At 71.2% G+C, this 11,183-nt stretch carries 12 protein-coding genes; 4 read left to right on the top strand and 8 right to left on the bottom strand.

The window, feature by feature from the left end; all coding sequences use genetic code 11:
* Positions 1-237 precede the first annotated feature (237 nt).
* The gene (locus tag R6V09_RS34115) at positions 238-1,017 is read right to left on the bottom strand and encodes a LysR family substrate-binding domain-containing protein (RefSeq protein ID WP_317885333.1); all 780 of its coding nucleotides are present in this window, start codon (positions 1,015-1,017) and stop codon (positions 238-240) included.
* Between the two features lie 58 nt (positions 1,018-1,075).
* On the opposite strand from R6V09_RS34115, the gene R6V09_RS34110 reads away from it, so the two are divergent.
* On the top strand, positions 1,076-1,459 hold the full coding sequence (locus R6V09_RS34110; protein ID WP_317885332.1) for a DUF5997 family protein: 384 nt from the start codon (positions 1,076-1,078) through the stop codon (positions 1,457-1,459).
* A gap of 40 nt (positions 1,460-1,499) precedes the next feature.
* Positions 1,500-2,273, top strand: a complete 774-nt coding sequence (locus tag R6V09_RS34105; RefSeq protein ID WP_317885331.1) for a GntR family transcriptional regulator — start codon at positions 1,500-1,502, stop codon at positions 2,271-2,273.
* A 28-nt stretch (positions 2,274-2,301) separates the two neighbouring features.
* Here R6V09_RS34105 and R6V09_RS34100 read toward each other — a convergent pair whose 3' ends face one another.
* The 4 genes from R6V09_RS34100 to R6V09_RS34085 form a co-directional block, all read right to left on the bottom strand.
* Positions 2,302-2,739 carry a S41 family peptidase gene (locus R6V09_RS34100; protein WP_317885330.1) on the bottom strand — a complete coding sequence of 146 codons (438 nt, stop codon included), beginning with the start codon at positions 2,737-2,739 and terminating at the stop codon, positions 2,302-2,304.
* Between the two features lie 29 nt (positions 2,740-2,768).
* Complete coding sequence (locus R6V09_RS34095) at positions 2,769-3,089, bottom strand: hypothetical protein (protein WP_317885329.1); 321 nt, start codon at positions 3,087-3,089, stop codon at positions 2,769-2,771.
* Between the two features lie 161 nt (positions 3,090-3,250).
* Positions 3,251-4,888 (bottom strand): 2-trimethylaminoethylphosphonate dioxygenase, encoded by a 1,638-nt coding sequence (gene tmpA / locus R6V09_RS34090; RefSeq protein ID WP_317885328.1) that lies wholly within the window; start codon positions 4,886-4,888, stop codon positions 3,251-3,253.
* A gap of 114 nt (positions 4,889-5,002) precedes the next feature.
* Positions 5,003-5,587, bottom strand: coding sequence for a TetR/AcrR family transcriptional regulator (locus tag R6V09_RS34085; RefSeq protein WP_317885327.1), 585 nt, complete (start codon positions 5,585-5,587; stop codon positions 5,003-5,005).
* Positions 5,588-5,739: 152 nt separating this feature from the next.
* Between R6V09_RS34085 and R6V09_RS34080 the strand changes: the two genes are divergently transcribed.
* Entirely contained in the window at positions 5,740-6,615 is an 876-nt protein-coding gene (locus tag R6V09_RS34080) for an LLM class flavin-dependent oxidoreductase (protein WP_317885326.1), read from the top strand.
* 23 nt (positions 6,616-6,638) lie between these two features.
* Here R6V09_RS34080 and R6V09_RS34075 read toward each other — a convergent pair whose 3' ends face one another.
* Positions 6,639-7,034, bottom strand: coding sequence for a YybH family protein (locus tag R6V09_RS34075; RefSeq protein WP_317885325.1), 396 nt, complete (start codon positions 7,032-7,034; stop codon positions 6,639-6,641).
* A gap of 112 nt (positions 7,035-7,146) precedes the next feature.
* Between R6V09_RS34075 and R6V09_RS34070 the strand changes: the two genes are divergently transcribed.
* The gene (locus tag R6V09_RS34070) at positions 7,147-7,812 is read left to right on the top strand and encodes a nucleoside/nucleotide kinase family protein (RefSeq protein WP_317885324.1); all 666 of its coding nucleotides are present in this window, start codon (positions 7,147-7,149) and stop codon (positions 7,810-7,812) included.
* Positions 7,813-7,822: 10 nt separating this feature from the next.
* Here R6V09_RS34070 and R6V09_RS34065 read toward each other — a convergent pair whose 3' ends face one another.
* Positions 7,823-9,658, bottom strand: a complete 1,836-nt coding sequence (locus R6V09_RS34065) for a hypothetical protein (RefSeq protein WP_317885323.1) — start codon at positions 9,656-9,658, stop codon at positions 7,823-7,825.
* A 51-nt stretch (positions 9,659-9,709) separates the two neighbouring features.
* The coding region (locus tag R6V09_RS34060; protein WP_317885322.1) for a hypothetical protein at positions 9,710-11,183 on the bottom strand (1,474 nt) is incomplete at its 5' end.

The following is an 11,183-nucleotide window of genomic DNA, read 5'->3' as shown; positions in this document are numbered from 1 at the left end:
CCCGCGCGCTGCCTGCGCGTTGGGTTTCACCGACCATGCGGTCACCCGGCGGATCGCGGCGCTGCAGACGACTCCGCCGCCTCGCCTGTGATCGCTCGCGGCGGCTGTCCTGGCCTTGGGCGCGCTGCCGTGCTGGGCGCGGCCGACGCGACGGACGACCTGTTCCGAATGCTGGCCGGGGTCCTCGCCCAGGCGGAGGCGACCAGGTGCCTCGGTCTGAACAGATCGCCGTTGTCGTCAGCGACCGCGGGGCTTGCCGCGCTTGGTTCCCTTGGCGCCGCCGGAGGAGCCGCGCGGGTTCTTGCCCGTCGTGCCGGTCTTACCGGTCGCCTTTCCGGCGGCGGGCTTGCGGCGCGCCGGGGCCTCAGTGCGCTTCCCCTTCGTCTTCGGCTGGGCCGGTGGCGGGGTACGGCCGCGGGTGCTGTTGACCGTGCGGCCTCGGACGATGCCGATGAAGTCCTCGACGAGGTCGGTGGTCGCGTCCTCGGGCCAGGACAAGGCGACGTCCGACTGGGGAGCGTCCAGGACGGTCCGGTAGGTGAGGTCCTTGCGGTGGTGCAGCCGGGCCAGGGACTGGGGGACGTAGAGGATGCCGATGCCCGACGCCACGTGTTCGACGGCGTCCTCGGTGGTCGCGGGACGCTCGAACGCGGGCTCCCCGGGCGGCTGTTCCCAGTCGAGGACATCGTCGAGGGGGTGGAGGACCACCTCGTCGGCGAGTTCGTCGAGGGACACTTCTTCGGCCGCCGTCACGACATGGTCCTTGGGTGCCACGACCACGGTCGCCTCGGTGTAGAGGGGGATCGCGCTGAGGACCGTACGGTCGACCGGCAGCCGTACGAGTCCGGCGTCGGCCTCGCCGCGCCGCAGTACGTAGGACGCCTCGGCGGCCGGGACCGGTACGAGGGTCAGGGGGACGTCGGGCCGGCGCTCGTTCCAGATCCGCACCCACTTGGCGGGCGTCACCCCGGGGACGTACGCGAGCCGGAACGTGGGGGATGCTTCCGAGCCTGTCACCCCGCAAGGTTACCCGCCGTGGTCGGAGGCCTCTTACACGGTCGATACTCTTGGCGGTATGAAGTCGCACCAGACCACCCAGACGATGAAGCCCGCCACGGCGGCGAAGAAGCTGGATGTGTACCTAGAGGCCACGCCCGCCGAGTTCCAGGAGGGTGACGTCTCCCGCGCCGAACTGAACGAGCTGCAGGCGAACCCGCCCGAGTGGCTGCGCGAGCTGCGCGCCAACGGCCCGCACCCGCGTCCGGTCGTCGCGGCCAGGCTCGGTGTGTCCATCGCGGGTCTCGCCCGCGGCGGTGTCACCGAGGCCCTCACCACCGAGCAGATCGAGGCGCTGAAGAAGGACGGCCCCGAGTGGCTGGAGAAGGAGCGCGCCACCCAGGCCGAGGTCCGCAAGGAAGCCGAGCGGATCAAGAACAAGAAGAACGCCGACAACGACTGACGGCCGTGGGGCCAAGGCGCTCAGAACGGAGACAGGTGCGGTGACGGACGGCCCGGCCGGGACGGCGAAGCCCCTCGCGATGTACCGGCAGGTCGCGGCCGACCTGGGCCGGGAGATCGGCGAGGGCCGCTACGGCTCCGGCGGGCGGCTGCCGGCCGAGGGCGAGCTCGCCGAACGGTACGGCGTCTCCCGGGGCACGGTCCGCCAGGCGATGGCCCTGCTCCGCACCGAGGGACTGATCGCCTCACGGCGCGGCACCCGACGCGTCGTGATCGGGACGCCGAGGCCGCAGAGCTTCGGCGAACTCCTCAGTTTCACCCGCTGGGCTCGCTCGACGGGAGCCGAGCCGGGTGGCCGGATCGTCGCCGCGGAGACCCGGCCCGCCGACGCCACCGAGCGCGAGCGCCTGCGGCTGCCGGCCGGGGCCGAGATCCACGCGGTACGGCGGTTGCGCACGCTCTCGGGGCGACCGGTGATGGTGGAACGCACCGTCTACCCGTCCGCCGTGGGCGAGTTGATCAGCGGGCTGCCTCCGGACACCGTGTCGCACACAGTGGCCCTGGAGGAGTCGGGGGTGCTGTTCGCGGACGCGCAGCACACCATCGATCTGTGCCCGGCCGACGCCGAGGACGCCCGGCTGCTCGGCTGCAGGCCCGGCGATCCGCTGCTGCGCGAGCGGCGGTGCAGCACCGACCCGGCGGGCACGCCGATCGAGTGGTCCGAGGACCGCTATCTACCGGAGACTGTGGCCTTCACCGTCCACAGCTCGGCCACCTCCGGCTCACTGGCCCGCCGGTCGGCGGACGAGGCGTGAGCGGCGATCCGGAGAACGCCGGAGCGGATCACGGTCGTGCGCAGGCGGACTGCTTGAGGAGCCAGTCCTGGGCCGCTCGCAGGACGTCGTCCCGGTCACGTGCCAGCGGGTTCTTGACGATCTCCTCGTCCGGTGGGATCGCCTCGTCGTAGGTACGGCCTGTCCGGTCCGCGTCCTTGACTTCCGTGAGGTTCAGCAGGGCGGCGTCGGACAGCCGGTACGCCTCGTTGCCCGTGGGGACGCCGTAGGTCGGTTCGCCGAAGGAGCGGGTGTGGGGACGCCCGCGGAAGGCCACCACGACCGCCTCGCCCGCGCTGCCTGTTCGTTCACCGGTGAGGACGGCGACCGGCGGGCTGCTCCTCGCGACGGGCGGGGCGTCGCTCCAGCCCTTCGACTTTCCGTCCACGTAGGGGGCGCCGTTCTTGATCGACCAGATGCGCTTCTTGCCGTCGGCATCCACGAACATGCCTGCTGTACGTACTTGTCGTACGCCTGCTAGGATTCCCGCGCCCCGGGAAGGGACAGGTAGCCGACGCCGTTCTTCAGTGAACGGCCCTCCAGTTCATCGAGATGGACCGCGGAGGATTCCAGCTTCTCCTTGGCCAGCTCGGGCTCCATGAAGCTGCTGTGGGCGTCGCCCAGCCTCTGCACTGCCGAAGCGATCGCATCGTAGGTGTCCGCCGGCTTCCGCGCACCGCGTGCCTGCGCGAACGCCTTGTTCCGCAGGTCCGCCCAGTCGACCTCGTGCCGAAGAAGAGAGTGTTCCTCCATGATGTCCAGGGCCTTCGACAGATACGTCCGCGCTGCGGGCGCCATGTCGTCGTCTGCCGAACCCTGCGAACGGCTCGTGCATCCTGTCGCCGCGAGGACTCCTATCAGCCCGGCACAGGTCGACCCACGCAGTGACCGTCCCCACCCCACCCGTCCCCCAGCCGCTTGACGCGGAGAGCAACCCTAACAAGTGCCGGTCAACCTGCTCAGACGCCCCGCAGCAGCCCCGTGAGCAGCGGCCGGAAGTGTGCGAAGTCCGGAGTCGGTGCCTCGGGGTCCTTGGCCTCGTCGTCCCAGCGGCGTACCGCGATCCCGTCGGCCGCATAGCGATTCGCCTCGTACTCGGCGGCCTCGGCCAGAGACATCGGGCCGCCCTGCACCTCCAGCGTGTGCACCGAGGCCGGGGAGAGCCGGCCGAAGTAGCCCGGCTCGACCGCGCACAGATACCGCTTCGCCGCCACGTGCAGCCGGATCGGCTCGGTGACCCCGTGGCCGAACCACTCGGCCAGCCGGTCCGCCCCGGTGTGGCTGTGCCGGTTGTCGATGCCCTCCTCCATCAACTCCGCGCCGCTGACCGGTCCGTGGAAGTGGCCGAGGTCGTGCAGCAGGGCGGCGGCGATCAGTGCGTCGGGCGCGCCCGCCTCCTCAGCACGGGCAGCGGCCTGCAACATGTGTTGCGCCATGGTCACTTGCTCACCGAGGTAGGTATCCGCCCCCTCCCCCTCGAAGAGTTCGGCCAGCCCGTCCACGAACTCCGCACCCGCTACAGCCCGTTGGCGGCGCAGTACGGCCAACGTGCCGGCCAGCGCGTCGAGGTCGGCGTAGGTGCCCTGGAGGTGACGGGCGCCGCTCTCCTCGAAGGCGGTGCGCGCGTGCAGCAGCCGCACATTGTCGAAGATGAGGCAGTCGCCGGGCAACAGCCGGAATTCCAGCTGGAGTTCGGGGCGCAGGGTGATCTCCGCGAAGGTGCGGTAGGCCCGGTAGAAGGATTCAAGCTCGTCGGCGGGGAGCAACAGGGTGCCGATGGAGCGGTTGTTGAAGCGCACCTCGCGGATCCGGCCGTGGCCGTCCACGTCGATCAGCGGCCGGTCGGCGGCCAGTTCGGTGTGCGCGTCGCTGAAGCGGAACGGCACCGGTGTGCGGGTCAGCACCGTGAACGCCTCCGGGTCCTCGGCACGCAGCAGCGCGGCGGCCTTGAACCCGTCCACCAGACCGGAGTCACCGCCGGCCGCCGCGTTGGTCAGGCAGTGCAGCAGTTGGAGGGTGGGCACCGGGTCGCGGTACGGGTTGTCGGTGTGCGGGGTGATCCTGGCGCCGGTGAAGGCGAGGTTGTTGGGGTCCGGTTCGACCCGTACGTCGAAGAGCCGCCCGTAGTTGGTCTCGCGGACGTACCCGAAGGTCCCGGCCACCTCCAGCACCTGGCCCTCGCGGCACGGCACCTCGCGCAGCAGGGCGAAGCCGAGCCCGAGGACCGACTCCAGCACCCGCGCCCTGACCACCGGGTCGCTCAGATATTCCGCCCAACTCGCCTCGGGGAGGCGGCTGTTCAGGTCGGCTGCAGCCCACAGCGTCTTGCCCGTCTCGCCGCGACGATACCCGGGGCCGTCCCCGACGTCGGGCCGGTTGGCGGTCAGCCACCGCGCGGAGTACGCGGACCGGTGTCCGTCGGGTGCCCAGTCGACCTCGACGCCGTCGGCGGTCCGCCGTACGGCGTCGAACGCGAGGTCGGCGGGCAGCTCGGTGATCTGGAACAGCTTCTGGCCGTTGCGCGGGTCCCGGCACCGAGTGCAGGGGCAGTTGTCCCGCAGCCAGGTGAGCGGCAGGTCTTCTACGGACTGTGACATCTCCATCACTCTCTCGCCAAGTTGTATAGCCAACTTTTCCGACAGAGCGAACATCTCAGCGCCGGATGAGCGAGAGGTGACGCGCCGGTCACCCGCACATGAACGAGACCGGCATCAGCGCCGTAGGCCCGCGACGAAGACATCGACCAGCCGGAGGGCGTCATAACGGTCGTCGCCCTCCGCGCCGACGCAGAGGTTTCCGACGCCGCGCATGATCTCGTAGGCCGACAGGTCGGACCGGACCTCGCCGGCGGCAACGGCCGCGTCGAACAGCTGGGCGCACACGGGCAGGAGGCGGTCGAGGAAGTAGGTGTGCAGCGCCTCGAATCCGGCACTGTCCGACCGCAGCACCGCGGCGAGTCCGTGCTTGGTGACCAGAAAGTCGACGAAGAGACTGATCCACTCCTGTAGCGCGGCGTACGGGGTGGCGCCGCTCGCCAGCAGCGCCGGGCCGGCTTCGGCGCAGGCCTCGACCTGGTGCCGGTAGACGGCGATGACGAGGTCCGCGCGCGTCGGGAAGTGGCGGTAGATCGTGCCGAGTCCGACGCCGGCCTCGCGCGCGATGTCGCGCACCGGAGCATCGACACCCGACGCGACGAAGACCTTGGCGGCAGCGTCGAGCAGGGTCTCCTTGTTGCGCCGGGCGTCGGCCCGCTTGGACTGTGCCACGCCGCCCGCGTCCGCCTCGTTGCCACCCACCGCGCAGTTCCTCCACCACTAGAGCTTGCTAAACGGAACAGCGTTCCGTATCGTTTTCCGGAACAGCGTTCCGCTTGCTCATGATGCCAGAGCGGAAGCCGGACGACCAAGCCATGCCTGCCACCACGCGTGGCCGAAGGACGGAAGGCGACATGCCCCGCACATCCCGAACCAGCTTCGGAATCATGACCGCTCCCATGCAGGTCGACTACCACGAACTCCTGCGTGTCTGGCGCGAGGCGGACACCGTGCCGGAGATCGAGCACGCCTGGCTGTTCGACCATCTCATGCCGATCGGCGGCGACCCGGACGGACCGGCGTATGAGGGCTGGACCCTGCTCTCGGCCCTCGCCGCGCAGACCCGCCGACTGCGGCTCGGCGTGATGGTGACCAGCAACCGTTTCCGGCCGCCCGCGCTGCTGGCCAAGATCGCCACGACCGTCGACATCGTCTCCGGCGGTCGGCTCGACTTCGGCATCGGTGTCGGCTCACGCCCGGACCATCCCCTGGCCCGGCGCGAGTACGAGGCCCACGGTCTGCCCTTCCACGACTCCGCGCACGCCGTGGCGAGCCTCGCCGAGGCCTGCACAGTGATCCGGCGGCTGTGGACCGAGGAGCAGCCCTTCGACTTCCACGGCACCCAGCACCACCTCGCCGGAGCGTTCGGCAACCCCAAACCCGTCCAGCGCCCCCACCCCCCGATCCTCATCGGCGGACGCTCGGCCGCGACGCTCCGCGTGGTCGCCGAGCACGCCGACCTGTGGAACATCCCCGGCGGCGACATCGCGGACGCCGTCGACCGCGGCGCGCTCCTCGACCGCTACTGCGCCGAGATCGGCCGCGACCCGGGCTCCGTCACGCGCTCGATCCACCTCTCCGTGTCGTACGACAAGCCGGAGGCCACCAGGGACGCGATCCGCGAGGCGACCGACGCGGGCTTCCACCACATCGTCCTCGGACTGCCTGCGCCCTACCCCGCCGATGCCGCCCGGTGGGTGGCCGCCGAACTGATCGGCAAGGTGGCCTGAGGGTTCGGTCGGTCCGGTCCACGTCAGTCGTGCGGGAACGAGTGGTGTTCGTGCGCGACCAGCCAACGGCCGTGCTCCTTGCGCAGGCCGAAGGTGAGCCGCAGCCGCAGAGCGGGATGTTCGGCGAACTCCTCCGGGGTGCCGCAGCGGAGCAGGGCATGGGCGTAGGCGACATCCGTACCGGCCGTGATGTCGAGGGTGTCGATGTCGAAGCGGGCGCCCTGTGCCTGCCACTCGAAGAACGGCGGCCAGCTGGCGCTGTAGGCGGCGAGACCGTGGATGCCGGCGTGGGGTGGCGGCACGTCGTACATGACGAGGTCGTCCGCGTGGCCCGCCAGTACGCCGTCGAGGTCGCCGCGGTGGACGGCCTCGGCCCAGTCGGTGATCAGGGCGCGGATCTGTGTCGCGTCGTCGGGCATGGACGGCTCCTGTTCCTGTCCCCCACTCCATGGTCTCTCTTGAGCCGACTCCCCGATCTTCCGCACATCATCGCCGCGGCCGGGCGACCGAGACGGATGGCACACTCTCTCTGTGCCGCTGACCTTCGACGACCTCCTCATCCGCGCCACCGCTCTCGCCCGCCCCGGCCGACGTGCCGTCCTCGGCATCGCGGGCAGTCCGGGCGCGGGCAAGACGACCCTCGCGGAGCATCTGGTGCGGGATCTCAACGGCGCCGGGGAGCCGTGGGTCGCGCACGTCCCCATGGACGGCTTCCACCTCGCCGACGTCGAACTGGACCGGCTCGGCCGCCGCGGGCGCAAGGGCGCGCCCGACACCTTCGACGCGGCCGGTTACGCGGCGCTGCTGCGGAGGCTGCGGGAGGAGACCGACGAGATCGTGTACGCGCCCGGCTTCGAACGGGTCCTGGAGCAGCCGATCGCCGGCGCGATCCCGGTGGAACCGACGGCCCGGCTGGTGGTGACGGAGGGCAACTACCTGCTGCTGGAGGCGGGTTCATGGGCGCGGGTACGGCCGTGTCTGGACGAGGTGTGGTTCTGCGAGGCCGACGAGGGCGAACGCGTCCGCCGACTCGTCGCCCGGCACGAGGAGTTCGGCAAGGACCACGAGACCGCCGTGGCCTGGGTGTTGGGCACGGACCAGCGCAACGCCGACCTTGTCGCCACGACGCGCGGCCGGGCGGATCTGGTGATCCCCCCGGCCGCGCTGCCCTCGCCGTACGGCGCGCCGCGCGCCTGAGGTGTCGCACTCACGCGTGGAGCGTGAGCTCCGGCTCCCCGTGGACGTCGCCCGCCGCGTCCCCGATCACGGCGGTGAACGCCTCGGTGCGGACGGTCAGTTCGCCGTTCTCGCTGTTCGTGAACTCGGCGGTGAACGGCCCGGTTCCGGGGCCGTACCGGACGACGAACACGTCCAGGTCCGCCGGCGCGCCCGGTGCCGGGTCGGCCTCCAGGGCCGTGGAGGTGACCAGGTGGCTCCAGCCCTCGTCCGGGTTGCCGTAGCCGCGCGGGTCGGCGGCCAGGGCGAACGCCGCCTCCTGCTGGGAGAGTTCGGAGCGGGCGTCGAAGTGGTCGGCGCCCTCGCCGGTCGGGTGGGTGAGGCGCAGGGCGCCCGCGGAGGTGACGTCGCCCTCCGCCGTCCTGCGCACCCGGTCGCCGTCGTCCGCCGCGTAGGGCAGTCCGGCGAGCAAGTACGGTGCTCCGTCGAGCCGTTCGACGGCGACCGCGGTCCACAGACGCGTGCCGTCGGTGACGTACAGGGACCGGATGTGCCGCAGGAGGTGGTCACGGCCGACGACCGGCTTGGTGACCAGTTTGGCGGTGAGGCCGTCGGCGCGGACGTCGCGGACCCGCACCTCGCCCATCGGGCGGCACAGCAGGAAGCCGTCGAGCACCGGGCCGAAGCCGTGCTGCCGGTTCACGGCCGCGGGCAGGTAGTACGTGCCGTCGGCCTCGACCACAGACGGGGTCATCCTGCTGTCGAAGGCCACCGACACGGTACCGGCGCGGAGTTGATGGCGGACCGCCTCCGTGGACGGTGTGCGGTGCCAGCGCGTGGTGTCCTGGATCTGCCAGACCAGCATCCACGCGAAGTGCCCGTCCACTCCCCCGTCCGGCTTGACCGCGTGCCGGGCCCAGCGGCTGTCGCCCCGGTAGCGGCCGATGTCGGAGCCGATACGACTGCCGAAGTAGCGCAGGCCGAGGACCGACTCGAAGGCGGAGTGCTGCTCGCTGTAGCGCGGGCCGCCGTTGTCGAAGCCGCCGTTGGTCAGGCGTGCGTCGATGTAGCGGGCCAGCGCCTCGCCGTCCTCGGCGAAGACGTCCTCGCCGCTGACGATGTGGGCCTGCGCGAGGAAGGAGAGGGAGATCGGGCCGTAGTTGTTGTCGTACGCGCCGCCGTGCTCGGGTGGGAGGAGGGCGCCGCGGTCGCTCACACGGTGGGCGCGGATCTCGTCGCCGTACACGGCCAGCGCACGCTCACGCACCAACTCCCCTTCCTCCGAGGGGAGATGGCGGGCCAGCATCAGGCCGCCGACGACACACCCGATGGCCTGGTTGCCGGCCTCCTGCGGGTTGAAGAAGGTCGCCTCGGTGAGCCAGCGCCAGTAGCCGTGCGCCAACTCGACGAGAGCGGTGCGCTGTTCGTCGTCAACGAGTCCGTCCGTCGCGTCGAGGATGTTGACCGCCTGGAGCAGCGCCCACACCGTGCTCGGCCAGTCGCCGATGGGGTGTGCGCCCGCCTCCAGGACGTAACGGGCGTACGGGAGCCCGGAGTTGCGGACCCTCAGGTTCGGGTAGCCGGGGTTGTCCTCCGTGTAGACACGTTCCCCGAGATGGAAGGCGAGGCTGTGCCGCACCGCCTCCGGCAGCCTTGGGTCCTTGCCGCGCTGCCAGGCGAAGGCCAGTAGCGACGTGATCCCGAGCGAGGTGTCCCCGATGTCGTCGTAGCAGTCGGGGTGTTCGAGGTTGCCCTCCGGTGTGATGCGCCGCAGGGCCTGCTCGACGACGTCGGCGAGGACCGCGTCGTAGGCCTCCGGGGTGTCGGGGAGGTCGTGCAGCGGGCCGCGCTGGTGGAGGAGGTGCACGGGTGGATCAGCCCTTCATGCCGGGGGTGGCCGTGGCGTGGGTCGTCGGGGTCAGAAGACAGGTGCGGGGCGGCGGGCGCGCAGGGCGAGGCTCAGTGTCTGCGGGCCGTTTCCACCGATGTAGACGCGGTTCCCGGTCGTCGCGTCGGTGCCGCCCACCACCGTGTGGTCCTGGCCCGGGTCGTACCGTAGTACGTCGCCGCGGTCCGGACCGGCGAGGGGTTCGCCCGCCTCGACGTCGACCTCGACACGGATCTCGTCGTCGCCGACCCGGTAGGTCATCGGCCCGGTCGTCAGGCACCAGCGTCCGTCGCCGATCGGTGCGGCGCCCTCCGCAACTCCCCCTGGGCGGAAGGTCAGTTCGAGGCACCAGGGCACTCGTGGTCCGCTGATGTCGATGCGCAGATCGGCGCCGTCCTCCCGCAGGTCCGCTTCGACGCGGGTCGTGTGGGAGACCTCGTCCCGGGGCCGGTCGGGGAAGGCCAGCGCGGCCGAGAAGCGGCCCTCGTCCGCCATGCGGTAGGCGCCGTCGTCGCGTCGCCGGTCCGGTGGGAGCGGCTGGTAGTAGGCGGCCGTCAGGGTTTCGGTGAGCAGGTACCGGTTGTCGGCGAGCTGCTCCATGTCGGCGGCGCGGAACGGGCCCAGGTCGAAGAAGCCCCGGGAGAGGCGGACCGCGTCGAGGACCGCTTCGCCCGCGAACAGCCGTAGGAAGGTGGGGTTGCAGGCGAGCCCCGAGCGGATCCGGCGCTGCTCGGGCACGTCCGAGCCGCCGTACAGGACGCTGTGCGCGGTGGTGGAGGTGCGTGAGGCGAGGCGGGCCGTGGTGATGTAGCGGTGGCTGGGAAGGGGTTCCGGCTCCCGTACCGGCATCTCGCGGCACAGGTCGGGGGTGAGGAGGGTCTCGGCGAGCAGGTCGGGGTCGTCGATGCCGCCGGATTCCGCCCAGTGCGCCGCTCGGCTGAAGTCGCCCCGGCCGGTGCGGATCGCGAGCAGCCGGTAGTGCGGGAGGTAGGGCGCCAGTGGGAACCGCCCGTGCTGGTCCTGGCGCCGCGAGTGGACGGTCTCCACCGTGCCGTCGGGTCTGATGAGGTCCAGGGTCGCGGTGAGGTTGCGTTCGACGGCGTCCCGCAGGTCGGGGCGGTCGAGGACGTCGGCGAGGAGCAGGAGCGACGGGTTGGAGACGTGGGAGGCGTAGACGGCGCTGCGCTCCGAGTACAGGCCCTCCGCGTCGATGTCGACGCCCTCCGCCAGCCACTGCCCGACGCGGGCGAGCAGCCGGCCGTCCGGGAAGGAGCGATGCAGCCGGGCCAGTGCCGCGCACAGTTCCCAACGGTGGTTGGGAGTGTGCACCCCGCCCACCACAAGGCTTTCGGACGCCGCGCCGGCGATCTCGGCGAGCGCGGCCGTGACGTCGCGCAGTTCCGGACCCGCGCCGGCGGAGAGGATGTGCGCGTCGCACACGTCGTTGACGGTGAACGCGGAGTCCGGCGGCGACTGCACGTTGTCGCCGCCGGCGAAGAGGCCG

This window comes from Streptomyces sp. W16 (assembly GCF_033194735.1).
Taxonomy (GTDB): Bacteria; Actinomycetota; Actinomycetes; order Streptomycetales; family Streptomycetaceae; genus Streptomyces.
The sequence above is the reverse complement of the archived record's forward strand: the minus strand, read 5'-3'. Positions and strand labels throughout refer to the sequence as shown.

Coding starts and splice junctions, on each gene's coding strand:
- R6V09_RS34110 (WP_317885332.1), top strand. CDS start 1,076: ATGAAGTCGCACCAGACCACCCAGACGATGAAGCCCGCCACGGCGGCG.
- R6V09_RS34095 (WP_317885329.1), bottom strand. CDS start 3,089: ATGGCGCCCGCAGCGCGGACGTATCTGTCGAAGGCCCTGGACATCATG.
- R6V09_RS34075 (WP_317885325.1), bottom strand. CDS start 7,034: ATGCCCGACGACGCGACACAGATCCGCGCCCTGATCACCGACTGGGCC.
- R6V09_RS34100 (WP_317885330.1), bottom strand. CDS start 2,739: ATGTTCGTGGATGCCGACGGCAAGAAGCGCATCTGGTCGATCAAGAAC.
- R6V09_RS34080 (WP_317885326.1), top strand. CDS start 5,740: ATGCCCCGCACATCCCGAACCAGCTTCGGAATCATGACCGCTCCCATG.
- tmpA (WP_317885328.1), bottom strand. CDS start 4,888: ATGTCACAGTCCGTAGAAGACCTGCCGCTCACCTGGCTGCGGGACAAC.